The organism is Novosphingobium meiothermophilum, from assembly GCF_003171715.1.
GTDB lineage: Bacteria > Pseudomonadota > Alphaproteobacteria > Sphingomonadales > Sphingomonadaceae > Novosphingobium > Novosphingobium meiothermophilum.
Map to the genome: position 1 here is coordinate 1 of NZ_QGHL01000005.1, position 25,611 is coordinate 25,611.

The window sequence follows — 25,611 nt, forward strand, 5'->3', positions numbered from 1 at the left end:
CAAGGACGAAGACGCCCCCATCTTCCAGGTCGCAGACATCGGCCTCGTCGCAGACCTCTTCTCAGCCGTCCCGGAACTCACAGAAAAGCTGTGAGGTTTGACCAGGGGTGAAGCGCATGAAGGCCCCGCAGCGATGCGGGGTCTTCGCTCTGCAAAGATCGACCGATTGCAATCCATGCAAGTGCAATTCCGCCCTTCGCACTTGCCGATCCAGCCGGTTTCACCCAGATAAGGCTTGCCTTCCAGGCATCCTCTCCCAAACTTTCCAAGGCTGGCCTTCGGGTCAGCCTTTCTTTTTGCGCAACCGGGCTTCGGTCAGGCAGGCTCTGTGGGCGACCGTCCTGCTTATTGCCTGCGATAGTCGGCAATGATTGCGCCGCACGCGGCAAGCTCGGCCTCGTGGCTTTCCTCGCGCCAGGTTTCCTCCAGCGCCTCGGCTTCCCACTGCTGCATCGCCGGATGGGCCAGCACCCGTTCCACCCAGTCCGCACCGCCGCCCACATCAAGCCCGTATGTGCGGATGCGGAAGGCTACTGGCGCGAAAAAGGCGTCAATCGCCGTGAAGGCCGGTCCGGCCAGCCACGGTCCGCCAAACCGCCCCAGACCTTCCTCGAAGATTTCGCGCAGGCGCGCGACGTCACGCAGCAATTCGGGCCGCATCGGGCGGGGTGTCACCCGCACGCCCACGTTCATCGTGCAATCGTGGCGCAAGGCGGCAAAGCCGCCGTGCATTTCGGTGACGGCACACATGGCAAAGGCGCGGGCGGCTTCGTCCTGCGGCCACACGCCGGGATGACGCTCGGCCAGATAGAGCGTGATGCCAAGCGAATCCCAAACCATGCGCGCGCCATCGAGCAGCACGGGAACCTGTCCTGTCGGCGAGAAGCTGCGGAACTCCTCGTAGTTCGACGGCTTGGTGAAGGGTTCGATCCGGTCGGCAAAGGCAATGCCCAGCGCCTTCATCAGCAGCCACGGGCGCAGCGACCAGCTCGAATAGTTCCGGTTCGCGGTTATCAGGACATAGCTCACCGGAAACAACTCCCCGGCTATTCAACGTAGTGCGCCGTAGTGCGGGCGCGGACGTCCGCTGCCGAGACACCGGGCGCACATTCGATGAGGCGGAAAGGCGAATTGTGATCCGGGCGCTGGAATACGGCAAGGTCGGTCACGATCATGTCGACCACGCCGCGCCCCGTCAGCGGCAGCGTGCAAGCGGGAATGAACTTGGGGCTGCCGTCCTTGGCGACATGCTCCATCACCACGATGATCTTTTTCACGCCTGCGACAAGGTCCATCGCGCCGCCCATGCCCTTGATCATCTTGCCGGGGATCATCCAGTTGGCGATATCGCCGTTTTCGGCCACTTCCATCGCGCCCAGCACGGTCAGATCGATCTTGCCGCCCCGGATCATGGCAAAGCTGGTGGCGCTGTCGAAATAGGCGGAATGCGGCAGTTCGCTGATCGTCTGCTTGCCCGCATTGATGAGATCGGGATCGACCTCATCGTCATAGGGGAACGGCCCGATGCCGAGCATCCCGTTCTCCGACTGGAGCGTGACCGTCATGCCTTCGGGCACGTGGTTGGCCACCAGCGTCGGAATGCCGATGCCGAGGTTCACATAGAACCCGTCCTGCAATTCCTTCGCGGCGCGCGCGGCCATCTCGTCACGGCTCCAGCCAGCCTTCAATCCGTCATGCGTGGTCATGGTATCGGTCTTCCTGCAAGAATCATCTGATCGGAGGCGGCACAAGGAACCAACCGGCTCCGATATGCTGCTCCAGCGCCAGCGCCACCGGCCCTTCTGGGTTGCGCAGGTAATCGAACACTTCGTCGAAATCGGCCTTGCGATCCCCGGCAATGGCCAGAACGCACCAGTCCCGGTCCAGCCGGTCGAGGATCTGCTGCTTGCGCGTTTCGCGCGGGCGCAGAAGGGCCACCGGATCGATTCCCAACGGATCGAGGCCGGTTGCCTTCAGGATCGTGCCCAGCCGTTTTGCCTCGCTTTCAGGCAGCGAGGCGATCCACAGCACGGCAACGCCCGTGGCGCGAATGGCGCGAAGGTGATCGGCAAGCCCTTCGTCCGGGCTGGGCGGATCATCGAGATCAAAGGGATCGGTGCCCACATCAAGATCGATCAGCACGGCGCCGCGCTGGCGATCACAATTGCGCAGCACCGGGATGGCGGCAAGGCTGCGCTGATCCACCAGCACCGACTTGCGGACCACGCCAGCCGCAGATCCGGATGCCTGCGCGCGGGCAAGGGCAAAGGCGGCAAAGGCAGTATAATCGCTCGCCTGAACGGCCGCGGGCGGGCGGGGGATTGCCGTTGCGGGAGGGGGCAGTTCTTCCGCCCCTTCGCCGAGGGGCTTCACCCGTGCTTCATCGATCGACGGCCCATCCTCGCCTGCTTCGAGCGCCTCGGACGGAAGAGCGGGTGCGGCCGCAGCTTCGGCGGATGCCGGCGCGTCGACAGGCGCGGCGGGGGCCTTCATCGGCGGCGGCACGGCGACACCCTGCCCAAGCGTGACCTCGGCGCGGGCGGGCTTTGCCGCAGCAGCCTTGGCCTCTTCCGGCTTGGCCTGCCTGTTGCCGACAGACCGCCCCGCCATCGCGCCGCCCGCCGCCAGCGGGGCGAGCGCCGCGGCGGCAACACAGCCGCCAAGCTGTGTCGCGCCAAGGACCAGCGCCAGCACCGCCGGGAGAGGCAGTGCCCGCAGGCTCATGCGGCTTCCCGCTCGCGCACGGTGCGGAACTCTATCTTCTTGTCGTAGGGTGCGCCCACGATCATGCGCTGGACATAGACGCCCGGCAGGTGGATGCAGTCGGGATCAAGACTGCCCGCAGGCACGATCTCTTCCACTTCCACCACGCAGACCTTGCCGCAGGTGGCCGCAGGCACATTGAAATTGCGCGCGGTCTTGCGGAAGACGACATTGCCCGTTTCATCCGCCTTCCACGCCTTGACCAGCGAGAGATCGGCAAAGATGCCCTGCTCCAGCACATATTCGGCCGGGCCATTGGGACCATCGAACACCTTGGTTTCCTTGCCCTCGGCCACCAGCGTGCCGACGCCCGTGCGCGTGTAGAAGCCGGGAATGCCCGCACCGCCTGCGCGCATCCGTTCTGCCAGTGTGCCCTGAGGGCAGAACTCCACTTCCAGCTCGCCCGCCAGATACTGTCGCTCGAACTCCTTGTTCTCGCCCACGTAGCTGGAGATCATCTTTCTGACCTGACGGGTGCGCAGCAGCTTGCCGATGCCTTCGTTGTCGATGCCGGCATTGTTGGACGCGAAGGTCAGATCCTTGACCCCGCTGTCGCGCACGGCATCGAGGAGCCGTTCAGGAATGCCGCACAGCCCGAAACCGCCGCAGGCAATGAGCAGGCCATCGCGCAGCAAGCCATCCAGCGCCGCGGCGGCATCGGGGTAGAGCTTCTTCGACATCAACAGATCTCCCTTTCGGCCAAGCGATAGCACAGCCCACAAATTGAAAAGAGCGATTGTTTTTTATCGCAATCAATAACACTCTCTGATGAAATGAAGCGCATTGCCCTGTATCATCTGGAAACCCTGTTGTGGATCGCGCGGCTTGGCACCTTCCGCGCGGCGGCCGAACGCCTGAACACCACTCAGCCAGCCATATCCGCCCGCGTGCGGGAAATCGAGGACCAGCTTGGCATCGCCATATTCCGGCGCGAAGGGCGCAACATGGTGCTTACCGCGCGGGGGCGGCGGCTGGTCAAGGAATGCGAACCCCTTTGGGCCGGGTTTGAACGGGCGCTGCTTACCGCATCGGGCTTTGAAGGCGCGACCGGCGTGGTGCGGATCGGCAGCGGAGAGATTGCCGCGGCTTCGTGCCTGCCCGGCTTCGTCCATGCTATCGAGCATGATCTGCCGGGCGTCACGCTGGAAGTGGAACTGGACCTCACCGCCCGGATGTTCCAGCACCTTCTGGCAGGCACGATCGATCTTGCGTTCCTTGCAGGGCCGGTCGCCAGCCCCGGCATCCGCACGGCTCCGATCGGCGAGGTGGGGCTGGTCTGGGCCGCCAGCCGCCAGACCGTGGAAGCGGGCGGATTTGGCGCGCCGCTGCCAGTATGGTCGATCCCCGATCATTCGCCGCTTCATGGCGTGACCGTGGCTTCGCTGGCCGAACACGGCATTGCCCCGCGATCGCTGGGCACCTGCAACAACGTGCGCACGCTGATCGACATTGTCAGCGGCGGCGGGGGCGCGGCAGTCATGCCCGAACCGATGGTGCGCGGCCTGCTGGCCTCAGGCGTGCTGGCCGAAGTCCTGCCGCGTCCGGCCCGGCGCCTCAGCTTCGAAGCGGCTATACGCAGCACCGAGAGCGATCCGCTGGTGCTTGAACTGTTCCGCCGCGCGGCCCGGCTCAGGATCGACGCGTAGGAACGCCTCAGCTCCTGCCGCCATGGGCGCGGTTTCATCCTGGCGCCAGCAGATCCAGCCCCAGCACGGCCCCAAGATCGGCCAGCGCCTGCTCCCCGCTCGTCACCTTGATGGCGTGCATTCCCAAAGCGGCTGCCGGTTTGCAGTTGATGCCCAGATCATCAAGATAGACGCACTGCGCAGGCGCAAGACCAAGGGCTTCGCACATCATGAGATAGATGCGCGGATCGGGCTTGCGCACGCCAGCCTTGCTGCTTTCGATGACATGTTCGAAGCGCGCAAAAATCTGCTCCAGCGTGTCGTGCGCATCGGCGCTGCGCGCCATGCCCGCGCCATGCCCGGCTGGCACGTTGTTGGTGATGCAGCCCAGCCGGAAGCCGGCCCCGGCCAGCCGGTCGAGCGCGCCGACCATCGCCGGACGGACCGCCCCCGCCAGCACCGCGAGGACCGAAGCACCATCAAGTTCGTGGCCCAGCGCGCGGGCTTCTTCGGCAAAGAGCCGGTCAAAGGTCGCAGCATCGATTTCAGAACGCTCGAACTGCGCCCAGGCGTTGCTGTCGGGGTTGGTGGCGTTGATCCGCCGCACGAAATCGCGCGGCAATCCGCGTTCGGCCTCAAGCCGGTTGAATGCCTCGAACGGCGAGGATGTGATGACCCCGCCAAAATCGAAGATCACCGCTTCAACAACCGATGCAGAGGTCATGCAATCTCTCCGAAGGCCGGGTCAGGCCGTCATTCATCCGACACCTCCTAATCATCCGATGAAATGGCGCAACTGCTGATATTGCCATGATATTTGACGCAGATCATGGTCTCGGTCATGCTGCGGTCCATAGAGAGTCCCGACCAGGCGGCCATCAGGAGGATCCCCATGCGCTCCATTCTTTGCCCGATCGATATTTCGCAATCGCTTGACGACCGGATCGAAACGGCGCTGGCCTTGGCACGGATCTGCGATGGCCATGTCACGTTCCAGATTGCCACGCCTTTTGCCCAGATGGCGGTGTGGGAACCCTTTGGCGGGGCAGCTGTATCGGCCTATGCGCTGAAGGAAGCGCGCGAAGCCAACGAGAAACTGGCCGCCGAACTGGATGCGCGTTTCGCCTCGCAGGACGTGCCATTCTCGATCGAGGTGCTCGATGCCGAACGAATCACCGCGGCTGCTGCCGCAGCGCGGTTTGCCGATGTCGTCGTGGGGAGCCTGACCGATCCCACCATCGAGGAAATGTCCCTCAGCCTGCGTTGCCCGGTGCTGGGCGTGCCGCGCGGCCTGCCGATGCTGACGTTCGACAAGCCGGTGCTGATCGCATGGGATGGCGGCCACGAAGCTGCCAACGCGATGCGCGCCGCCCTGCCGCTCCTGCAGATTTCGGGTCAGGTCCATTTGCTCACCGTGCGGGAGAAGGACAACAGCTTCCCGGCCGCGGATGCAGCAGTCTATCTGTCGCGCCATGGCGTTCATGCCGAAACGCATGAGCGCGAGCGCAGCGGATCGATCACTGGCACCATTACGGAAACGGCGGAACAGATTGGTGCCGGGCTGATCGTCATGGGCCTTTACGGGCACAGCCGCCTGCGCGAGCTGCTGCTGGGCGGCGTATCGCGCGAAATGCTCGACGGATCGCGCATCCCGCTGCTCATGGCACACTGAACCCGCGCCCCTCGGCACAATTTGCCCCCTGCAACCGCGCCGGCACAGCCGTGCGCGGTTGCGATTGTATTGGGACTGGCCGTCGGAATCCGGCACTGCGGCCCTGCGACTCGTGCAGGCTCTGCCTCACCTGCGCGATTCCGCCGCATCGGCGGAAATTGTCTACAAATCGGCATTTTGCATTGCACCATCCTGATTCGCAGCACCCCACATCAATCGTTTGCGAAACGGACGATCACGTCTCGTTTCCATGGAAACCATTTTAATTTCTGTTTAAATCAATATTTTGATTAGAGGATTGCAAAAAGCGCAACCGATACGGTTTATTTCGCAATTGCACAAATCCATGGCGTGATGCATACAGAAACTGCCTTTCAGGCATCCTCTCCCAAAACTTCCCGGCCCGGCAGGCAACTGCCGGGCCTTTTTTTGCCCGCCATTGCCCGCAAGGCGCCATCCCGGCCCCCGGATGGCGCGACGGCGCATCCTGCCCTTTGAAATCCTTGAACGGCTCACCACATCGGCTCGTATCAGCAGTTCAGGAGGCAGCGGAAAACCCATGGCAGATGCGGCAAACGAAGCCCGGCAGGATCAGCGCACGGCCCGCCTTCAGGTCGCTGGTGCCCGTCAGGAGGAAAGCGGCCACGGCCTTGCCCGCATCAGTCGCCACGTCATGGCCCAGCTTGGCCTTGCCGAAGGGGACGTCATCGAGATCGTGGGCAAGCGCGCCACCGCCGCGCGCGTGATCCAGCCCTATCCCGAAGACGAAGGGCTGGAATTGATCCGCCTTGACGGCTTGCAGCGCGCCAATGCCGATGTCGGTTCGGGCGAGCATGTCGAAGTGCGCAAGCTGGAAAGCCGCCCCGCCCAGCGCGTGGTCTTCGCGCCCGCCCAGAAGGACCTGCGCCTGCAAGGACCGGCGCTCGCGCTCAAGCGCAACTTCGCGGGCCGTCCGCTTGTCACCGGTGATCTTGTTGCCACGGCGGGACAGCAGCAGATCAGCCGCGCCGACATGCCCCCGCAACTGCGCCAGATGCTGAATGCGCCCGCCTTCGCACTGACGCAGATTCGCCTGACCGTCGTTTCCACCAGCCCCAAGGGCGTGGTTCACATCGACGAGAACACCGAGGTGGAACTGCGCCCGGAATACGAGGAGCCACGTTCGGGCCGGGCCGATGTCAACTATGACGATGTCGGCGGAATGGGCGACACGATTCGCCAGTTGCGCGAGATGGTCGAACTGCCGCTGCGCTATCCCGAACTCTTCACCCGTCTCGGCGTTGATCCGCCCAAGGGCGTTCTGCTCCACGGCCCGCCGGGCACGGGCAAGACCCGCCTCGCGCGTGCGGTGGCGAACGAAAGCGATGCCGCCTTCTTCACCATCAACGGCCCTGAGATCATGGGTTCGGCCTATGGCGAGAGCGAGAAGCGTCTGCGCGAGGTGTTCGAGGAAGCAACAAAGAATGCGCCCTCGATCATCTTCATCGACGAGATCGATTCGATCGCGCCCAAGCGCAGCGAGGTTCACGGCGAGGCGGAAAAGCGCCTCGTCGCGCAGTTGCTCACGCTGATGGACGGATTGCAGGCGCGCTCCAACCTCGTGGTCATTGCCGCCACCAACCGGCCTGATGCCATCGATGAAGCCCTGCGCCGTCCTGGCCGTTTCGACCGCGAGATCGTGGTGGGCGTGCCCGATGAACCCGGCCGCCGCGAGATCATCGCCATCCACACCCGCGGTATGCCGCTGGCCGAGGATGTGGACCTGAAGGAACTGGCCCGCACGACGCACGGCTTTGTCGGCGCCGATCTTGCCGCGCTGGCGCGTGAAGCGGCTATCGAGGCAGTGCGCCGGATCATGCCGCGCCTCGATTTCGAACAGCAGACGATTCCGCAGGAAGTGCTCGATTCGCTGCGCGTCGAACGCGACGATTTCCTGCAGGCGCTCAAGCGGGTGCAGCCTTCGGCCATGCGCGAGGTCATGGTCCAGACCCCCACCATCGGCTGGGCCGATGTCGGCGGGCTTGACGAGGCGCAGGAGCGCCTGCGCGAAGGCGTGGAACTGCCGCTGAAGAACCCGGAAGCCTTTCACCGCCTTGGCATCAGGCCGGCCAAGGGCTTCCTGCTCTATGGCCCGCCGGGCACTGGCAAGACCTTGCTGGCCAAGGCCGTGGCAAAGGAAGCCGAAGCCAACTTCATCGCCATCAAGTCCTCGGACCTGCTCTCGAAATGGTATGGCGAGAGCGAGCAGCAGCTTGCCAGGCTCTTTGCCCGCGCCCGGCAGGTGGCGCCCTGCGTGGTGTTCATCGACGAGATCGACAGCCTCGTGCCCGCGCGCGGCAGCGGACAGGGCGAGCCGAGCGTCACCGCGCGCGTGGTCAACACGATCCTTGCCGAGATGGACGGGCTTGAGGAACTGCAATCGGTGATCCTGATCGGCGCGACCAACCGGCCCAACCTTGTCGATCCGGCGCTGCTGCGTCCCGGCCGGTTCGACGAACTGGTCTATGTGGGCACGCCCAGCCTTGCAGGACGCCAGCACATTCTGGGCATCCACACGCGCAACATGCCGCTGGCGGCGGACGTTGATCTGGCCGCCATCGCGCGGGAAACCCCGCGCTTTACCGGGGCCGATCTGGAGGACGTAGTGCGCCGCGCCGGTCTCAATGCCATCCGGCGCGCAGGCGGCAACGTCGAAAGCGTGACGGCGGCCGACTTCGCCGATGCCCTCGCCGCCTCGCGTGCAACGGTGACGGAGCAGATGGAAGAAGAATATGCCCGCATGAAGGGTGAACTGAAGAAGCGGGCGATGAACCCCGGTCCGCTGGGCTTCATCACGCCGGGCATGGTCCAGCCGCTGCGCGAGAGCAAGCACGGCTGACAACGCGGCCGGGAAGGCTCGAACAGCAATGGCTCAGGCGTGGGGCTGGCCGGAACCGGTCAGTTCCCCGCTTCGGCCAGCGCGAAGCGCATTTCCACAACGAGCCCGCGCTCGCTCGCGCGGCGGGTGATCGTGCCGCCAAGCTGGCGCTCGGACGAGCGGATGAGCGCCGAACCGAAGCCCTCGCGGCCCGGCTCCATGGTGACACCGCCCGGCTGCGCGCAGATTTCCTCCCACAGGAGGTGGGCGCCGTCCCCGTCGCGGCGCCATGCGATGCGCAGCAGCCCCCCCGGCTGCGCCCATGCGCCGTATTTCACGGCATTCGTCACCAGTTCGTGCAGCACCAGCCCAAGCGGCACGGCATGCCTGCCGGGCAGGACCAGCGAATCACCATCAAGTTCACACCGCTCGCTGGCCGAACGGTAGGGCGCAATGGCCTTGCCGATCAGGTCGGCAAGATCGACTGTCTGCGCCTGCCCCGCGCCTTGCGTTACTTCGTGTGCCGTCACCAGCGCATGGATGCGGCTGGCGATGCGATCGACCGCAGGCGCGGCGGCAGTATCGCCCCGCGCGCTCATCTTCACGATGGCAAGGATCACGGCGAACAGGTTCTTGACCCGGTGGTTGAGTTCTTTGGCCAGAAGATCGGCACGGTCGCGTGCTGCGGCGATCTCGGCGGCATTGGCGGCGCGCGCTTCGGCTTCGGCCATGCGGATGGCCTGCCACAGGCCCAGTGCGAGCGCACAGACGATGACCACGAACAGCGCGGCCAGCGATGGCAGCATCCGCGCCTCGGCGGCAGCGGCGCGCTGCACCGCCAGATCAAGCCGCGCCTGCTCTATCGCTTCGAGACGCGCCACTGCCCGGCGCAGCCCGGCCATGGCCAGTTGCCCTTCATCGGACAGCACGCGAACATGCGCATCGGGAATGCGCCGGGCGGCCACAAGCTCCACCACCCCTGCCATTTCCGCCCACTTGGCATCGCCCATCCGGGCGATCTCGGCCAGAAGGCGTTCCTGTTCGGGCGGCAAAGGCCCGCCCATGCGGCTGCGCAGGCGTTCCAGCGCGGCATCATATTGCGCCCGCCCCTGATGATAGGGCGCGAGATAACGGGTATCGCTGGTGATAAAGAAGCCGCGCTGCCCGGTTTCACCGGTGATCGTGGCCCGCACGATCTCGTCAAGCGCGGCAAGGATGCCGCTGGTGCGCGCAGCCTGCGCGCGCTGCACGCGCTCGGCCTCGACCGTCGTCAGGATGAGCGTGAAAGTGCCCAGCAGCGCAAGTGCCACCACGCCGAACAGCGCCAGGGTGGGAATACGCTGGCGCCAGGTGCGGCCCTTGCCATCGCCTTGCGCGGGGCTGCTGCCAGTCATTGCACGTTGCCTGTCATTGCACCGGCCTAACGCCTCGCGTATCGCGCCGCAATGCGCCGGAGGCGGGAACCACCGCCGCCGCGCGATGAAATGGCGCCGCGCGGGCATCGCACCGCGAGTGTCCGAGAACACCGCAAGGGTTGACGCGGCAGCCCCCTTCGCCTATCGGCCACCCCCTGATTCCGGGCGGCTCAACGCTGGCGTCCGGCACTTTCAACAGATTCGCCAAAGAAGAGAAAACCGATGAAGCGCACTTTCCAGCCCAGCCGCCTTGTGCGTGCCCGCCGCCACGGCTTCCGCGCCCGCATGGCGACGGTCGGTGGTCGCAAGGTTCTGCGCGCCCGCCGTGCCCGCGGCCGCAAGAACCTCTCGGCCTGAAGCCAGACACAACCGTTCCGGCCAAGGCGAAGGCGGGCATGACCCGGATCGCCACCATCCGGAAACGGGCAGACTTCGTTGCTGCAAACCGCGGAATCCGGGTCGCAAGGCCCGGATTCGTGCTGTTGGTCAACCGCGATGTCGTGCCGCCGGACGAGGCGGACCTGCGCTTCGGTGTCACCGTAACGAAGAAGATCGGCAACGCGGTTGTCCGCAACCGGATGAAGCGCCGCTTCCGCGCCCTGCTACGCGAAGCCCTGCCGCAAGGCGGCATTGCCGGCGCGGATCACATCCTGATCGGGCGCGAGGGCGGAATCGAACGCGATTTTGCCCTGCTGCGCGATGAACTGGCTGCCGCGCTTGCCCGTGCTGCGGCGGGCAAGGGCGATCCCCCCCGCAAGCGTCCCGGCGACAGGGGCGGTTCGGGCAGGCAACGCGCAGGCAGACAATGAAGCGCGTTCTCATCCTCATCGCGCGGGCATGGCAGCTTGGCCCATCGCGGATTCTGCCGCCTTCGTGCCGTTACAGTCCATCGTGCTCGCAGTATGCGATCGAAGCTCTGGAAAAGCATGGCGCGATTAAGGGTGGCTGGCTTGCAGCGAAGCGGCTATTGCGCTGCCATCCATGGGGCGGTTGCGGCTACGATCCGGTCCCTTGAACCTATTTCATGCAGTTTGCGCCGCATCTGGCGGCCACGAGATACAGGATTCGAAACCCGGTGCAAAATCAGCGCAACGTCATCCTCGCAGTGGTCCTGACGGGCCTGCTGCTGATCGGTTGGGAAGCGGCCATGCGCTGGTTCTACCCGCAGGCGGACGTCAAGCCACAGGCGGCCGCAAGCGCGCCCGCCGCGCAGGCCGACAAGCCCAAGCCCACCCGCGAAGGCGGCCTGCAATCGCCCGCCGACATTGCGCTGGAGAAGAAGGATCTTGCCGCCGAACTGACTGCTGGCAACCGCCTGCCGATCGATGCGCCCGGCATCAAGGGTTCGATCAACCTCAAGGGCGGGCTTGTCGATGACGTGACGCTCGTGCGCCACCGCGAGACGGTGGACCGCAAAAGCCCCCCGGTGCGGCTGTTCTCGCCCGCGGGCACCCCGGCGCAGCACTTCGCGCAGATCGGCTGGGTTGGCGAGGGCGTGGCCACCCCCGATGCCGGAACGGTGTGGACCGCCGACGCCGCGAAGCTGACCCCGCAGACGCCCGTGACGCTGCGCTGGACCAACTCCAGCGGACAGACCTTCTCGATCCGCTACGCGATCGATGCCGATTACATGATTACCGCCACGCTGGCCGTGGCCAACACCGGCCCGGCGCCAATCGTGGTAAAGCCCTTCGCGCTGGTATCGCGCACCGACAAGACCGCCAGCATCGACACCTGGCAACTCCACTCCGGTCCCATCGGCGCGGTCGATGGCACGGTGACGTTCGACAACAACTACAGCACCGTGAGCGAGGCGCCGGGACAGCTCGTGCCGCTCAAGGGCGCAACCAACTGGATCGGCTTCACCGATATCTACTGGCTTTCCGCGCTCATCCCGGATGCCGGGGCCAAGGCGGAAGGCGCCTTCCGCGCCATCGGACCGGGCCTTTACCGCGCCGATCTCATCTTCCCCAATGTCTCGATCGCGCCGGGCAAACAGCAGACGCAGACCGTGCGGCTCTTTGCGGGCGCCAAGGAAAACTCTGTCCTTGAACGCTATGAGGCGGCCGGCGTTGCGAACTTCAGCCTGTCGATTGACTGGGGCTGGTTCCGCTGGTTCGAGAAGCCGATCTTCTGGCTGCTCGATTCGCTGTTCAAGCTGGTCAAGAACTTCGGCGTGGCGATCATCCTGCTCACGCTGATCGTGCGCGGTGTGATGTTCCCCATTGCCCAGCGCCAGTTCGCCTCGATGGCGGCCATGCGCGCGCTCCAGCCCAAGGTCAAGGCGGTGCAGGAGCGCTACAAGGACGACAAGCAGAAACAGCAGCAGGAAATCATGGAGCTGTACAAGCGTGAGAAGGTCAATCCTCTCGCGGGATGTCTGCCCATCTTCCTCCAGATCCCTGTGTTCTTCGCGCTCTACAAGGTGCTGGTTATCGCCATCGAGATGCGCCACCAGCCCTTTGTCCTGTGGATCAAGGATCTTTCCGCCCCTGATCCGGCGCATGTGCTCAACCTGTTCGGTCTGCTGCCGTTCGATCCGCCGGGCTTCCTCGGCATTGGCGTGCTGGCGATCCTGCTCGGCATCACCATGTGGCTCCAGTTCAAGCTTCAGCCCGCCGCGATGGACCCGGCGCAGCAGCAGATCTTCGCCTTCATGCCGTGGATCATGATGTTCGTCATGGCACCGTTCGCGGCCGGTCTGCTGATCTACTGGATCACCTCGAACGTGCTGACCATTGCCCAGCAGAAGTATCTCTACAGCCGTCATCCGCAACTCAAGGCGCAGGCCGAAAAGGACCAGCAGAACATCGACCGCGCCGCTGCGCGTGACGAGAAGGTGGCTTCCGCGCGGAAGCCGAAAGCCCGGTGAGCGCGACCGAACCTTCAGGCCCCGATTCCGCACAGCAGGATCAGGAAGCGCGGGCTGAACGGATCGAACAGGCGCGCCTGCTCTTTGCCGGTCGGGTCGAGTTCCTGAAATCGGCCCCGGCGCTCAAGTTCCTGCCCGATCCCGATGTGCCCGAAGTGGCCTTTGCGGGCCGGTCCAACGTGGGAAAGTCCTCGCTGCTCAATGCCCTGACCGGGCGCAAGTCCATCGCCCGCACCTCGGTCACGCCGGGCCGCACACAGGAACTGAACTATTTCGAGGTAGGTGATCCCACCCGTCTGCGTCTGGTCGACATGCCCGGCTACGGCTTCGCCAAGGCCCCGCCAAAGGTGGTGGAAACATGGCGCCGTCTGGTGCGCGATTACCTGCGCGGGCGCGTGGTGCTGAAGCGCACGCTGCTGCTGATCGACAGCCGCCATGGCATCAAGCCAGTCGATGCCGACATGATGCAGATGCTCGATGAAGCGGGCGTAGGCTATCGCATCGTTCTTACCAAGGCCGACAAGATCAAGGCCAGCGAGCTGGCCGAAGTCACGGCCCAAACGCTCGCCGCCGCCCGCAAGCGCACCGCGGCCTACCCCGAAGTGATCGTCACCTCATCGGAAAAGAAGATGGGGATCGAGGAACTGCGCGCCGCCGTCCTGCAAGACGCGCTCGGCTGATTCGCTGGGGGATGGTGAGCCCTGCTGGGTTCGAACCAGCGACCTACTGATTAAAAGTCAGTTGCTCTACCGACTGAGCTAAGGGCCCGCCCTGTGTGCATCGAAGCGCGCGGCGTGGCGCGTCACCTAGGGGGACGGGGACGGCTGGTCAAGTAGGCCGGTCATTTCCTCTTGCCCAGCCGGTGGTGCAGGTGGGCAAGTCTGAGCCCGGTGATCGGATCGCGCCAGTCGCGGGCAATCCGGGCGGCCGGATCAAGCACGAAGCTGCGGCCGCGAAACGCGCGGTGCGGGATCACCAGCACGGCATCCGCCCAGCATCCGCCGCTCCAAAGGATCAGATCAAGGTCCAGCGTGCGTGCGCGCCAGCGCTGGCCGAGTCGTCTGCGGCCAAAGTCCCGCTCGATGCCCTGCAGCAGACACAGCAGCGCGGGCGGTTCAAGACTGGTCGAAACCACTGCCGCACCGTTCGCATATTCACGCTGCGAAGGACCGACGGGACGGCTGCGCACGAAGGTGCTTGCCGCCTCGATCCCAAGCCCGCGCGCAGCCATTTCCGCCAGTGCCGCGCGCAGCACGGCCTGCGGGCGCCCATGGCGCGGATGGCGCTGGTTTGATCCCAGCGCAACGAGATAGCGGTGCCTGATCGTCCGGCCTTCCGTCAGATGTCCTCGGCCAGCCGTCCGTAAAGCTGCGGACGGCGATCGCGGAAGAAGCCCATGCCGGCGCGGTGCGTTGCAGCGCGGCCAAGATCGATCGCAGCATGAAGAACACCGGTTTCCCCTGCGCCGAATGCGGCCAGGAAATCGCCCCATTCATCGGTGATGAAGCTGTGGCCATAGAAGCGCTGGCCCTCTGCGCCATGCTCGGTTTCCGTTCCGATCCGGTTGGCGGCAATCACCGGCATGCAGTTCGATACGGCATGGCCGATCATGGCGCGGCGCCACATGCGGCTAGTATCAAGACCGGCATCATAGGGTTCCGATCCGATGGCCGTGGGATAGAACAGCAGCTCTGCCCCCATCAGCGCCATGGCGCGCGCGCATTCGGGATACCACTGGTCCCAGCACACCCCCACCCCGATGCGCGTGCCGAACACATCCCAGACCTTGAAGCCGGTATTGCCGGGGCGGAAATAATACTTTTCCTCATAGCCCGGCCCATCGGGGATATGGCTCTTGCGATAAATCCCCATGACCGCGCCATCGGGGCCGATCATTGCCAGCGTGTTATAGTAATGGTGGCCATCGCGCTCGAAGAAGCTGGTGGGGATGGCCACCCCGTGCGCCTTCGCCAGCCGCTGCATTTCGCGCACCGAAGGATCCTCGGCCAGCGGGTGGGCCATGGCAAAGAGCGCCTCGTCCTCGACCTTGCAGAAGTATGGTCCGGCAAAGAGTTCGGGCGGCAGAATGATCTGCGCGCCATCGCGGGCGGCCTGTTCCACCAAGGCAGCGGTGGCGGCGATGTTCTCGGCCTCGCCTCCGGGAAGGGCGAGTTGCAGGGCGGCAACGGTGATCGTGGTCATGGCTGCCGGACTAGGCTGCTCCCCCCTTCAATTCAACCATCGCCGCGCCCCTGTCACATCAGGCCTGTCACATCAGGCGTGTCACATCAGGCGTGCTATATCATGCACGCTTGCGGAACAGCAGCGTCATGCGATCGCTCTCGCCAATGGTGTTCAGCCGCGCCTTCTCGGCATCGTCCTTTGCCCCGGCATACGTCGGCGGCAGGGTCCACACCCCGCCGGGCCAGTTGGCCGGGTCTTTCGGATTGGCGTTGGCCTCGCTCTTGCCCACGAAGGTAAAGCCGTTCACTTCCATGAACTTGATGACATCGGCCTCGCGCAGATAGCCCTTGGACCCGTCGCTGTCGGCAAAGCTGGCATCGGGTCTGGCGCGGTGCTGCTCAATCCCGATCATGCCATCGTCCTTCAGCAGTTCGCGCATCTTCTTGATCTCGTTGTCGGCAATGTTCGACCGCATGAGGTTGTGCATGGCGCGCATCACCAGAATGCGATCGAAGGTGCCCTTCTCGTCATCAGGAATCGTGCCGAGCGAAAAGGCGCTGAACTTTTCGGCAGGCTGTTTCGCCCATTCAGCTACTTCTGACGGAAACTTGGCTGCGGCCGCCTGCACCGCGGCCTGACGCTGCTCGTTTGCCGCGCTCATATCGGCAAACAAGCCCACGAGCTTGCCCTTGGACGCCAGATAGATGCCCAGCAGGCGTGAATACCAGCCGCCGCCGGGCGCATATTCGCCTACCTTCATGGTCGGTCCCACCTGAAAGAAAGCCAGTGTCTGATCGGGCTTGCGATAAATGTCGCGGGCGCTGTCCTCCTTGCGCAGCGGATGGGCCACAGCAGCCGCCAGCGCCGGATCCACCTTGATTTCGGCGTGATGCGCATGGCCTTCGTGCTGATGGGCAAGTGCCGGAGGGGCAAGGCCGACTGCCGATGCGGCAAGGGCAATCAGGGCAAGGTTCAGTCTGGACATCGGGCGATTCTCCAAAGGGCCGGTGACAAGCGCCATGCGCCTGCCTATCTCGGCGGAACACTTGGAGAATAAGACGCATGAGCGAACAAGCAACGGCCATTCTGGCAGGCGGATGCTTCTGGTGCACCGAAGCGGTGTTCCGCGATGTCATCGGCGTTACCGACGTGGAGAGCGGCTATATCGGGGGCACGCTGGCCAATCCCACCTACAAGCAGGTGTGCAGCGGCACCACGGGCCATGCAGAGGCCATCCGCGTCACGTTCGATCCGGCCGTGATCGGTCTCGACCAGATCCTCGACATCTTCCTTGCCACGCATGATCCCACCGAGCTCAACCGGCAGGGCAACGATATCGGCACGCAGTATCGCTCGGCCATGTTCCCGCTTGACGAGACGCAGAAGGCCGCGATGGAGGCCGCCATCCAGCGCGCGCAGTCCGATTGGCCCCGGCCCATCGTTACCACCATCGAACCGGCCACGACCTGGTATCCGGCCGAGGATTACCATCAGGAATACTGGCAAGGCGAAGGCCAGAGGAACCCCTATTGCCTTGCCGTCATCCCGCCCAAGCTGATGAAGTTGCGCAAGAGCTTTGCCGGAAAGGTGAAGGGCTGACCGGCTAGCCGCGCAGCGCCGCCAGCGCGATCCGGCGGTAGATGCGCGCAAGCGTGTGCAGATCGGCCATGGCCACCGCCTCGTCCTTCTTGTGCATCGTGGCATTGCACAGGCCGAACTCCACCACCGGACACACCGCGCGCAGGAACCGCGCATCGGACGTGCCCCCGGTGGTGGAAAGTTCAGGCTCCAGCCCGGTTTCGGCCTTCACCGCATCCACGATGAGATCAGAGAACGCGCCGGGCAGGGTGATGAAGCTTTCGCCCGAAATCACGGCGCGCACTTCGCCGCGATGGCGTTCGGCAACCTCTTCGACCAGCGCAATCAGCGCCGCGCCGGTATGCCGGTCGTTGAAGCGGATGGAGATTCGCGCCCGCGCCTCGGCAGGGATCACGTTGGTGGCCGGATTGCCCACATGAAGATCGGTGATTTCGAGATTGGATGGCTGGAACCATGCCGTGCCCTCGTCGAGCACCAAGGCATCGAGTTCGGCGAGCAGGGCAACAAGGCGCGGGATCGGATTGTCAGCCAGATGCGGATAGGCCACGTGCCCCTGCGCGCCCTTGCAGGTGATCCACATGTTCACCGAACCGCGCCTGCCGATCTTCACCATGTCGCCCAGACGGTGCACCGATGTCGGCTCGCCCACAAGGCACAGGTCAGGTTCGACCTTCATCTCGCGGATAAGGTCGATCAGCGGCAGGGTGCCGTATCGCGCGGGGCCTTCCTCGTCGCCGGTGATGATGAAGCTGATGGTTCCGGCCTCGGCGGGAATATCGGCCACGGCCGCCACCATGGATGCGATCGCCCCCTTCATGTCCACCGCGCCGCGTCCGTAAAGCAGTTCGCCCCGGCGTTCGGCTGCGAAGGGCGCCGAAGTCCAGCCCTCGCCCGGCGGCACCACATCGAGATGCCCGGCAAAGGCAAAGTGGCGCGTGCCCTGCGGCCCCTGCCGGATGGCGAACAGGTTCTCGACCGGGCCGTCGGGCGCCTCGCCCGCCACGAAGCGGTGGATGGCAAAGCCCAGCGGGGCCAGCATGGCGGCAAGGCAATCGAACACCGCGCCTGTGGCAGGTGTCACGCTGGGGCAATCGATCAGCCGTTCGGCAAGGATCACCGGATCGGGATTGGCGGCATCGGACGGCATCAGCGGGCTGGCTCCTCGAACTGTTCGATGACCCAGTCCTCGCTTTCCGCCGCGTGCAGCCACGCCTGCATCCAGTCATGGGTCCAGACCGCTTCCATGTAGGCGCGGGCAAACCCCGGCACAGGCACCCCATAGGTCATGAAGCGCGAAACCACCGGTGCATAGATGATGTCGGCGGCGCAGAACGTGCCGAACAGGAACGGCCCGCCCTTGCCAAAGCGCGCTCGCGCCTCGGCCCAGAGGGTGAGGATGCGCACGATATCCGCGCGCACTTCGGCGCTGATTTCCACGCCTTCAAAGCGCTTGCGCATGTTCATCGGCAAGCTGCGGCGCAGCGGCAGATAGCTGGAATGCATTTCCGCCACCATCGAACGGGCCATGGCCCGCGCGGCATCGTCCTTTGGCCAGAACCGGTCACGCCCCACCTTGTCGGCCAGATAGTCGATGATCGCCAGACTGTCCCAAACCACGGGGGCATCGGGGCCTTCGCCATCCCACAGGATCGGCACCTTCCCTGATGAAGGGGCCAGATCGTCGCCGCGCCGGAGTTCGTCCCAGTCCTCGCCATAAAGCGGCACGGTCACTTCCTCGAAGGCAAGGCCCGATTGCCTGCACGCCAGCCAGCCGCGCAGCGACCAGCTCGAATAGTTCCGGTTGCCGATAATCAGCTTCATCAAACCGCCTCGATCATGCCCATGGGCCGATTTCACGTCTCTGGTCGCCTAGCCATTCAGATTACGGCTGTCGAGCATGAACGGAACGCTCGCCGGGTGTAACCCGCTTAACCCGATGGAAATGATGACTGACGCACCCTTGACAGATGAAGCACCGCCGCAACCAGCGCCAGTTTACCTCCGTCCAACGCCGCCGGACCCAGCGCAGATCAAGCAGGGATCCGCTATGGTTCAAGCTGCTGCTGGTCGCCCTGCCCATCGGGGCAGGCAGCGCTATATTCTTCACTGGCGGGCCGCCTCAGGCCGATGCAGCGGCGCTATCGGCGCTGCCTGGCTCCGCACCGAGAGACCGCGAACGCGCCACGTTCACCAGATGCAATGGCGGGGGCTGGAACTGCGTCATCGATGGCGACACCATCCGCTACCAAGGCCGGAAAATCCGTATTGCCGATATCAACACGCCCGAAACCCGCGAAGCTCGTTGCAACACCGAACGCGCACTGGGCGACAGGGCGACGGCAAGGCTGATTGCCCTGCTGAACGCCGGTCCGTTCACCCTTGAAGCCACCGACCGTGAGACCGACCAATACGGTCGAACCCTGCGCATCATAACCCGCGGCGGCCAAAGTCTGGGCACCGCGCTGGTTGCCGAGGGACTGGCAGAGAACTGGAAGGGCTACCGCAGAAACTGGTGCTGATCGGAATTCGGGCTACGCAGAAACGAAGGCAGGCTCACGGGAAACATGGTATTCGTGGTTTTTCCCTAGAGTGGCCTCATGCTTCACGCTTTCAACGTTCGGATGGCCAGTTTCCAGATGGCACTCGCCATCGTATCTGAAGTGTAACCGGTGCGGCTATCTGGCGGCAGCGCGTCAACAATTCCAATTCTCCAGGCACGGCAAAGCCAAAGCGCCACGCCGCGCGCGGGGAGTGAGGTCCGCAGGTGGGTGCAATCATCATTGGCAAGAGCGAGATGTTGACGCTCGCCCTGCCGGGGTTGATCGCGGGTCTGGTCCTGCTGATGGCAGGCGGGCAGCTTGTGGTGCGGGAAGCGGCAACCCTTGCTGCGCGCCTTGGCATTTCCCCGATCGTCATCGGGGTGGTGATCGTGGGCTTCGGCACCTCTGCGCCCGAACTGGCAACGGCGGTGCGCGCAAGCCTTGCCGGCACGCCAACGCTTGCCTTCGGTAATGCGGTTGGCGCTTCCATGGCCAATCTGCTGATTGTTCTTGGGCTGGCCGCGTTCCTTGCCCCGCTGCACATCGCGCCTTCGGCCATACGGGCCGAGATCGTGGCGATTATCGTCGCCGCAGCTGTGTTCGTGCTGCCCGGCCTTTTGCCGACACTCGCGCAGCCGGGTGGCTTCGTCATGCTGTGCGGGCTGGCACTGTGGATGGCCTACAGCCTGCGCGGCCAGTTCCGGGCTGCCGCCGCCGTGCAATCTGCCGCCTTGCAGGCGCGAGAGGCCGCGGCAATGGTCAATCCTTCCGAACCGCAATGGCGTGCAGCGGCCCTGCTGGTTGTGGGAATCGGCCTTCTGGTTGCGGGAGCCGATCTTCTGGTCTCGGCGGCAATCACCCTCGCCCGCCGCATGGGCATCGGCGAGGACATTCTGGGCCTCACGCTGCTTTCGGTCGGCACCTGCCTGCCGGAAATGGCCACGGCGTTCGCCGCCGTGCGCAAACGCCAGCCTGATATCGTGATCGGCAACGTGCTGGGCAGTTGCCTCTTCAACATCCTTGCCGTGGGCGGGGTGGTTCACGCCATGGCGGGCACGGCGCGGCTCTCCTCCGGCGAGATGTTCGACCGGCTGAGCCTGCTTGCGGCCAGCCTTGGTGTCGGCTTCCTGCTGCTCAGGCGCTCACCGCTTCGCAAAGGCAGCGCGGTCCTGCTCCTTACAGTCTATGGCCTGTGGCTGGCCATCCGGCTTCTGGCGATGAGCGGGGATTAGCGGCGAGAAACGCAGGGGGTGCGGGGGACGCCTTGGGAACAATTTCCCTTGGCGCCGCCCGTCCCGTCACTCCGCCGCAATGCCTGCCGCGCCGAACATGTCGATATCGGCTTCCACCGGCAGTTCCTCGTTGGCAACGGTCTTTGCCTTGCGGCGCTTGTCAAAGCTGGACCATACTGTGTTCCAGTCGCCCTTGGTGGCGGCCTTCGAATATTCCGTGGCGCGGGTTTCGAAGAAGTTGGCATGCTCCACGCCGTTCAGCAGCGGGGCCAGCCAGGGCAGCGGATGATCCTCGATCATGTAGATCGCCGGCAGGCCAAGCTGCGAAAGGCGCCAGTCGGCAATGTAGCGGATGTAGCGCTTGATTTCCTTGGCGCTCATCCCCGGCACCGGGCCTTGTTCAAAGGCCAGATCAATGAAGGCATCTTCAAGGCGCACCGTCTTCTGGCAGCAGTCGATGATGTCTTCCTTGACCGCCTTGGTGAGGCAGCCGCGCTCCTTCACGAAGGCGTGGAACAGGCGCACGATGCCTTCGCAGTGCAGCGATTCATCGCGCACCGACCACGAAACGATCTGCCCCATGCCCTTCATCTTGTTGAAGCGCGGAAAGTTCATCAGCATGGCGAAGCTGGCGAAGAGTTGCAGCCCTTCGGTAAAGCCGCCGAACATCGCCAGCGTGCGGGCAATGTCCTCGTCCGTCTCGACGCCGAAGGTCTGAAGATAGTCATGCTTGGCCTTCAGTTCCTCGTATTCAAGGAACATGCCGTATTCGCTTTCGGGCATGCCGATCGTGTCAAGCAGGTGCGAATAGGCGGCGATGTGCACCGTCTCCATGTTGGAGAAGGCGGCCAGCATCATCTTGATCTCGGTCGGCTTGAACACGCGGCCATACTGTTCGTGATAACAGTTCTGCACTTCCACGTCGGCCTGCGTGAAGAAGCGGAAGATCTGCGTGAGCAGGTTGCGCTCGTGGTCGGAAATCTTCTGCGCCCAGTCGCGGCAATCCTCGCCCAGCGGAACTTCCTCCGGCATCCAGTGGATCTGCTGCTGGCGCTTCCAGAACTCATAGGCCCAGGGATATTCGAAGGGCTTGTAGGTCGGGCGGGCTTCAAGAAGGGGCATGGGAGGTGTCCTGTGCTGATTCTTTTAATCTAAGGTCTGGCGGGGCGCGGTGAAAGCGGGCGGGGCGCTTTGCCGGCCCAAGATGCGCGGTTTTCCACTGCGGCGAATCGTGCCTTTTCGGGCATGTCGCGCCCGCATGAACGCAAAGGGCGGCGCACCGGAAAAACTCCGGCGGCCGCCGCGTCGCTTGGCTGCAAGGCAGGTTGCGCTGCGCCTATTTCCAGAACCAGCCCGGCTTGAGGCTGCGCTCCTTGCGGTTCTTCCACATCGAGACATACATCCACAGCCCGGAAATGCTGAAGAAGATCAGCGCAAGGCCGGTCATCAGCGAGATGGCCACGCCCACCGGTCCGAACTCTTCGCCCGAATGGAGGTGGTGGAACCAGCCGACCAGCGATTTCACGCCCCCCGGAGGCGCCTTGGGCCGGCACATCATGGTTTCCGGACAGACAAAGCCTTCGGGCACCGGGGGTGGCCCGGCCTGTTGCCCGGCGGGCCAGAGCGCGGTCACGTGGCTGGCGACGCCGGTAAAGGCCATCCACAGCATGAAGACCCCGAAAAACACCGTGATCCAGCGGTGCCACTTGCGCATGAAACGAACCCCTTTGATAATGCGAATTGATCGCAAGATGAGACAAAGCCGCCTTAGCGGGCTTGCCTGGGATCGTGCAAGCACAAGTCTTGTCGCGGATTGTCGCAGCCACGCGCCAGCCGCAAAGTGTCGCGGGGTGTAACGGAGCTGAAGGCAAGTTACTTCTTTTTAGGTTTATCTGGCGCTTGCGTTAATGCAGCGGCCGAAATGGATTTGATCTCCTTTGCGGTCAGCTTCTCACCCCGCAAACCTTTCGAAGCGATTGTCGCCACTCTGGAAGAAGTTCTCTCGTTTCTCATCGGGCACCTAACCTTTCACAAGCGAGAAACCAAATCACTGGCAGGCCAGGCATTCCTCGTAGTCGGTCTGGCCGGCCGAGAGTTCGATCTTCGGTGCCTCTGCGGTGTTGTCCGCCTCGACCCCGCCGGCAAAACCTGCGCGCTGGACCGACTTCGAACGCAGGTAATAGAGGCTCTTGATGCCCTTTTCCCACGCCTGATAGTGCAGCATCATCAAGTCCCACTTGTCGACATCGGCCGGGATGTAGAGGTTCAGCGACTGCGCCTGATCGATATAGGGCGTGCGGTCAGCGGCGAACTCCAGCAGCCAGCGCTGGTCGATCTCGAAGCTTGTCTTGTAAACCGCCTTTTCCTCGGCACTGAGGAAATCGAGATGCTGGACCGAACCGCCGTGTTCGAGGATCGAGTTCCACACATTGGTGGAATCCTTGCTCTTTTCCGCCAGCAGCTTCTGCAGGTAGGGGTTCTTGACCACGAACGAGCCGGACAGCGTCTTGTGCGTGTAGATATTGGCCGGGATCGGCTCGATGCAGGCTGAAGTGCCGCCGCAGATGATCGAGATCGACGCGGTGGGCGCAATCGCCATCTTGCACGAAAAGCGCTGCATCACGCCCATTTCCGCCGCATCCGGGCACGCGCCGCGTTCCTGCGCGAGCAGGATCGAAGCCTCGTCGGCCTTGGCGGCGATATGCTTGAACATCTTGAGGTTCCACGCCTTGGCCATGGCAGACTCAAAGGCGATGCCCTTCATCTGCAGGAAGGAATGGAAGCCCATCACGCCCATGCCGACCGAGCGTTCGCGCATGGCCGAATACTTGGCGCGGGCCATTTCATCGGGCGCGCGGTCGATATAGTCCTGTAGCACGTTGTCGAGGAAACGCAGCACGTCCTCGATGAAGCGCTTGTCGCCGTTCCACTGGTCCCAGGTTTCGAGATTGAGCGAGGAAAGACAGCACACCGCCGTGCGATCATTGCCCAGATGGTCGCGCCCCGTGGGCAGGGTGATTTCCGAGCACAGGTTCGAGGTCGAAACCTTCAGCCCCAGGTCGCGATGATGCTTGGGCATCATGCGGTTCACGGTGTCGCTGAACACGATATAGGGCTCGCCCGTGGCAAGGCGGGTTTCCACGAGCTTCTGGAACAGCGAGCGCGCATCGACCGTGTTGCGGATCGAGCCATCCTTGGGGCTGCGCAGGTGGAACTCGGTCCCGTCGCGCACGGCCTCCATGAACTCGTCGGTCAGGAGGACGCCGTGGTGCAGGTTGAGCGCCTTGCGGTTGAAATCGCCCGAAGGCTTGCGAATTTCGAGGAACTCCTCGATTTCCGGGTGCGATACGTCGAGATAGCAGGCTGCGGAACCGCGCCGCAGCGAACCCTGGCTTATCGCCAGTGTCAGGCTGTCCATCACCCGCACGAAGGGAATGATGCCGCTGGTCTTGCCATTGAGGCCGACCGATTCCCCGATACCGCGCACCTTGCCCCAGTAGGTGCCGATGCCGCCCCCGCGCGAGGCGAGCCAGACGTTCTCGTTCCAGGTGGCAACGATGCCTTCAAGGCTGTCATCGACCGAGTTCAGATAGCACGAGATCGGCAGGCCGCGCCCGGTGCCGCCGTTCGAGAGCACCGGCGTTGCAGGCATGAACCACAGCTTCGAGATGTAGTCATAGAGGCGCTGGGCGTGCCCCTGATCGTCGGCATAGGCATCGGCCACGCGCGCGAAGAGATCCTGATACTTCTCGCCCGGCAGGAGATAGCGGTCATCCAGCGTATCCTTGCCGAAATCGGTCAGCAGGGCATCGCGGGACGCATCGGTCACGATGGTGAAGCGGCGCGGGTTGACCTTCTTGGAATCGCTGACGGGAGCAGCCGCAACGGCCGCCGCAGCAACGCTTGCCGCCATGCCCGCCACCAGCGCTTCGCTTCCCGCGTCCTTCGCCTTCATGTCCATCGCCACACCTGCCACCTTTGCATCAGCAGCAAAAGCCAGCTCGTCCTGCGCCACCACGGAGCCGTCTCCAGTCCTGAAATCCACGTCGCAACCCCCGCCAGCGACCCGGCATCCGGGCCTGCACAACCACCAAAACACCGAATCGGGAGTTGATCGCTCAACCGCACCGATCCTACAGGAGACAGAACGGAAGTGGAACATAATTGTCCCGCCCGCGCTCGGCTCCGCAATCCAATACCATTGCCCCGGAACCCCCGGAGCCATCGCCGTGACCGTGCCACAGGGGTCGGCAGACATGGGCGCGCAAACCCGTCGCGCGGAAGACACGCCCGAATGCCTGAAACTAGGTTTAGAGGTCCCCCTGAAGTCCGACCACAACCCATAGTGCCTTATCCGGATTCAGACACAAGGGGGTAATCATCCGGAGGCAGACTCGATTCGTCGCACGCCCGATTCGCTTCGTCGCGCCAAAAGCCATGTTGCAGTGCAGCGACGCGCGGAGGAAGCGGCACTTCAAGAGGAAAAATGCGCGCACCGGGATTTTTTTGCGTCCGGCCACCAAATTGTGGACAAGCTGCGGTCAATCGCCACGATAGGGCGTGTCCACAGGAATGGGGTGCATACGTGCTGAATCTGATCTCGATCCTCTTCACCGGCCTCGTCATCGGGGTGCTGGCCCGCTTCCTCTATCCCGGTGCGATCGAGATGGGGCTGCTCAAGACCATTCTGCTGGGCATAGGCGGCGCCCTGGTGGCGGGCGTCTTCGCAAGCTGGAAATCGGGCAGCACCTTTGGCGAAGGCGTGAACCGCGCGGGCTGCCTCGCCTCGGTCATCGGCGCGATGCTGCTGATCTTTCTGGGGCGCAATCTCTGAGGCTGCCCACGGCCTGAA

27 protein-coding genes and 1 tRNA gene are annotated in these 25,611 nt (G+C 64.0%); 12 read left to right on the forward strand and 16 right to left on the reverse strand.

The genetic code is table 11. From position 1 onward, the window contains the following. Nucleotides 1–345 precede the first annotated feature (345 nt). Genes DKM43_RS03275 through DKM43_RS03290 form a run of 4 tightly spaced genes read right to left on the reverse strand, consistent with a single transcriptional unit; the run spans nucleotide 346 to nucleotide 3,443 of the window. Nucleotides 346–1,029 carry a glutathione S-transferase family protein gene (locus tag DKM43_RS03275; RefSeq protein WP_109797079.1) on the reverse strand — a complete coding sequence of 228 codons (684 nt, stop codon included), beginning with the start codon at nucleotides 1,027–1,029 and terminating at the stop codon, nucleotides 346–348. A 17-nt stretch (nucleotides 1,030–1,046) separates the two neighbouring features. Next, nucleotides 1,047–1,706: a CoA transferase subunit B gene (locus tag DKM43_RS03280; RefSeq protein WP_109797080.1), complete on the reverse strand. Its 660-nt coding sequence runs from the start codon at nucleotides 1,704–1,706 to the stop codon at nucleotides 1,047–1,049. Nucleotides 1,707–1,728: 22 nt separating this feature from the next. Beyond that, nucleotides 1,729–2,724, reverse strand: a complete 996-nt coding sequence (locus DKM43_RS03285; protein WP_109797081.1) for a hypothetical protein — start codon at nucleotides 2,722–2,724, stop codon at nucleotides 1,729–1,731. After that, nucleotides 2,721–3,443 (reverse strand): CoA transferase subunit A, encoded by a 723-nt coding sequence (locus DKM43_RS03290; protein ID WP_109797082.1) that lies wholly within the window; start codon nucleotides 3,441–3,443, stop codon nucleotides 2,721–2,723. The genes DKM43_RS03285 and DKM43_RS03290 overlap by 4 nt, the downstream gene beginning before the upstream one ends. Before the next feature lie 93 nt (nucleotides 3,444–3,536). Between DKM43_RS03290 and DKM43_RS03295 the strand changes: the two genes are divergently transcribed. Continuing rightward, the gene (locus DKM43_RS03295; protein ID WP_109797083.1) at nucleotides 3,537–4,409 is read left to right on the forward strand and encodes a LysR family transcriptional regulator; all 873 of its coding nucleotides are present in this window, start codon (nucleotides 3,537–3,539) and stop codon (nucleotides 4,407–4,409) included. Nucleotides 4,410–4,443: 34 nt separating this feature from the next. Here the strand turns inward: DKM43_RS03295 and DKM43_RS03300 are convergent, their stop codons facing one another. After that, a complete protein-coding gene (locus tag DKM43_RS03300) occupies nucleotides 4,444–5,112 on the reverse strand; it encodes an HAD-IA family hydrolase (protein WP_109797084.1) in 669 nt (222 codons plus the stop codon). Nucleotides 5,113–5,280: 168 nt separating this feature from the next. On the opposite strand from DKM43_RS03300, the gene DKM43_RS03305 reads away from it, so the two are divergent. After that, a complete protein-coding gene (locus tag DKM43_RS03305) occupies nucleotides 5,281–6,060 on the forward strand; it encodes a universal stress protein (RefSeq protein ID WP_109797085.1) in 780 nt (259 codons plus the stop codon). A gap of 273 nt (nucleotides 6,061–6,333) precedes the next feature. Here the strand turns inward: DKM43_RS03305 and DKM43_RS16330 are convergent, their stop codons facing one another. Then, entirely contained in the window at nucleotides 6,334–6,621 is a 288-nt protein-coding gene (locus DKM43_RS16330) for a hypothetical protein (RefSeq protein ID WP_145960465.1), read from the reverse strand. Between DKM43_RS16330 and DKM43_RS03310 the strand changes: the two genes are divergently transcribed. Next, complete coding sequence (locus DKM43_RS03310; protein WP_109797228.1) at nucleotides 6,620–8,938, forward strand: CDC48 family AAA ATPase; 2,319 nt, start codon at nucleotides 6,620–6,622, stop codon at nucleotides 8,936–8,938. The two genes, DKM43_RS16330 and DKM43_RS03310, sit on opposite strands and share 2 nt — an antisense overlap. Nucleotides 8,939–8,997: 59 nt before the next feature. Here the strand turns inward: DKM43_RS03310 and DKM43_RS03315 are convergent, their stop codons facing one another. After that, nucleotides 8,998–10,311 (reverse strand): sensor histidine kinase, encoded by a 1,314-nt coding sequence (locus DKM43_RS03315; protein ID WP_161554027.1) that lies wholly within the window; start codon nucleotides 10,309–10,311, stop codon nucleotides 8,998–9,000. A 243-nt stretch (nucleotides 10,312–10,554) separates the two neighbouring features. Here DKM43_RS03315 and rpmH point away from each other — a divergent pair, with 243 nt between their 5' ends. Genes rpmH through yihA form a run of 5 tightly spaced genes read left to right on the forward strand, consistent with a single transcriptional unit; the run spans nucleotide 10,555 to nucleotide 13,884 of the window. Further along, nucleotides 10,555–10,689 (forward strand): 50S ribosomal protein L34, encoded by a 135-nt coding sequence (rpmH, locus tag DKM43_RS03320; protein ID WP_109797087.1) that lies wholly within the window; start codon nucleotides 10,555–10,557, stop codon nucleotides 10,687–10,689. Nucleotides 10,690–10,727: 38 nt separating this feature from the next. After that, nucleotides 10,728–11,141, forward strand: coding sequence for a ribonuclease P protein component (gene rnpA / locus DKM43_RS03325; protein WP_109797088.1), 414 nt, complete (start codon nucleotides 10,728–10,730; stop codon nucleotides 11,139–11,141). After that, on the forward strand, nucleotides 11,138–11,347 hold the full coding sequence (yidD, locus tag DKM43_RS03330) for a membrane protein insertion efficiency factor YidD (protein WP_109797089.1): 210 nt from the start codon (nucleotides 11,138–11,140) through the stop codon (nucleotides 11,345–11,347). Before rnpA ends, yidD begins: the two co-directional genes overlap by 4 nt. A 60-nt stretch (nucleotides 11,348–11,407) precedes the next feature. Further along, entirely contained in the window at nucleotides 11,408–13,204 is a 1,797-nt protein-coding gene (gene yidC, locus DKM43_RS03335; RefSeq protein ID WP_109797229.1) for a membrane protein insertase YidC, read from the forward strand. Next, on the forward strand, nucleotides 13,201–13,884 hold the full coding sequence (gene yihA, locus DKM43_RS03340) for a ribosome biogenesis GTP-binding protein YihA/YsxC (RefSeq protein WP_109797090.1): 684 nt from the start codon (nucleotides 13,201–13,203) through the stop codon (nucleotides 13,882–13,884). The genes yidC and yihA overlap by 4 nt, the downstream gene beginning before the upstream one ends. Nucleotides 13,885–13,896: 12 nt before the next feature. Here yihA and DKM43_RS03345 read toward each other — a convergent pair. The 4 genes from DKM43_RS03345 to DKM43_RS03360 all read right to left on the reverse strand — a co-directional run bounded on the left by DKM43_RS03345 (nucleotide 13,897) and on the right by DKM43_RS03360 (nucleotide 16,373). After that, nucleotides 13,897–13,972: transfer RNA gene (locus DKM43_RS03345), tRNA-Lys, on the reverse strand. Nucleotides 13,973–14,045: 73 nt separating this feature from the next. Beyond that, the gene (gene folK, locus DKM43_RS03350) at nucleotides 14,046–14,459 is read right to left on the reverse strand and encodes a 2-amino-4-hydroxy-6-hydroxymethyldihydropteridine diphosphokinase (protein ID WP_236632357.1); all 414 of its coding nucleotides are present in this window, start codon (nucleotides 14,457–14,459) and stop codon (nucleotides 14,046–14,048) included. Nucleotides 14,460–14,542: 83 nt separating this feature from the next. Next, nucleotides 14,543–15,406: an N-carbamoylputrescine amidase gene (aguB, locus tag DKM43_RS03355; protein ID WP_109797091.1), complete on the reverse strand. Its 864-nt coding sequence runs from the start codon at nucleotides 15,404–15,406 to the stop codon at nucleotides 14,543–14,545. A gap of 100 nt (nucleotides 15,407–15,506) precedes the next feature. Beyond that, nucleotides 15,507–16,373 carry a class I SAM-dependent methyltransferase gene (locus tag DKM43_RS03360; protein WP_109797092.1) on the reverse strand — a complete coding sequence of 289 codons (867 nt, stop codon included), beginning with the start codon at nucleotides 16,371–16,373 and terminating at the stop codon, nucleotides 15,507–15,509. A 77-nt stretch (nucleotides 16,374–16,450) separates the two neighbouring features. Here DKM43_RS03360 and msrA point away from each other — a divergent pair, with 77 nt between their 5' ends. Then, a complete protein-coding gene (gene msrA / locus DKM43_RS03365; RefSeq protein WP_109797093.1) occupies nucleotides 16,451–16,987 on the forward strand; it encodes a peptide-methionine (S)-S-oxide reductase MsrA in 537 nt (178 codons plus the stop codon). Nucleotides 16,988–16,991: 4 nt separating this feature from the next. Here msrA and dapE read toward each other — a convergent pair whose 3' ends face one another. Together dapE and DKM43_RS03375 are read right to left on the reverse strand one after the other, a co-directional pair. Then, nucleotides 16,992–18,134, reverse strand: a complete 1,143-nt coding sequence (gene dapE / locus DKM43_RS03370; RefSeq protein WP_109797094.1) for a succinyl-diaminopimelate desuccinylase — start codon at nucleotides 18,132–18,134, stop codon at nucleotides 16,992–16,994. After that, the gene (locus DKM43_RS03375) at nucleotides 18,134–18,808 is read right to left on the reverse strand and encodes a glutathione S-transferase family protein (protein ID WP_109797095.1); all 675 of its coding nucleotides are present in this window, start codon (nucleotides 18,806–18,808) and stop codon (nucleotides 18,134–18,136) included. The genes dapE and DKM43_RS03375 overlap by 1 nt, the downstream gene beginning before the upstream one ends. 146 nt (nucleotides 18,809–18,954) lie before the next feature. Here DKM43_RS03375 and DKM43_RS03380 point away from each other — a divergent pair, with 146 nt between their 5' ends. After that, complete coding sequence (locus DKM43_RS03380) at nucleotides 18,955–19,506, forward strand: thermonuclease family protein (RefSeq protein ID WP_109797096.1); 552 nt, start codon at nucleotides 18,955–18,957, stop codon at nucleotides 19,504–19,506. 245 nt (nucleotides 19,507–19,751) lie between these two features. Further along, a complete protein-coding gene (locus DKM43_RS03385) occupies nucleotides 19,752–20,759 on the forward strand; it encodes a sodium:calcium antiporter (RefSeq protein WP_109797097.1) in 1,008 nt (335 codons plus the stop codon). Nucleotides 20,760–20,825: 66 nt separating this feature from the next. Here the strand turns inward: DKM43_RS03385 and DKM43_RS03390 are convergent, their stop codons facing one another. The 3 genes from DKM43_RS03390 to DKM43_RS03400 all read right to left on the reverse strand — a co-directional run bounded on the left by DKM43_RS03390 (nucleotide 20,826) and on the right by DKM43_RS03400 (nucleotide 24,804). Next, complete coding sequence (locus tag DKM43_RS03390) at nucleotides 20,826–21,881, reverse strand: ribonucleotide-diphosphate reductase subunit beta (protein WP_109797098.1); 1,056 nt, start codon at nucleotides 21,879–21,881, stop codon at nucleotides 20,826–20,828. 214 nt (nucleotides 21,882–22,095) lie between these two features. Further along, on the reverse strand, nucleotides 22,096–22,557 hold the full coding sequence (locus tag DKM43_RS03395; RefSeq protein ID WP_269089602.1) for a PepSY domain-containing protein: 462 nt from the start codon (nucleotides 22,555–22,557) through the stop codon (nucleotides 22,096–22,098). 249 nt (nucleotides 22,558–22,806) lie between these two features. After that, entirely contained in the window at nucleotides 22,807–24,804 is a 1,998-nt protein-coding gene (locus DKM43_RS03400; RefSeq protein ID WP_109797100.1) for a ribonucleoside-diphosphate reductase subunit alpha, read from the reverse strand. A gap of 540 nt (nucleotides 24,805–25,344) precedes the next feature. Between DKM43_RS03400 and DKM43_RS03405 the strand changes: the two genes are divergently transcribed. Beyond that, a complete protein-coding gene (locus tag DKM43_RS03405; RefSeq protein ID WP_109797101.1) occupies nucleotides 25,345–25,593 on the forward strand; it encodes a GlsB/YeaQ/YmgE family stress response membrane protein in 249 nt (82 codons plus the stop codon). Nucleotides 25,594–25,611: the final 18 nt, after the last annotated feature.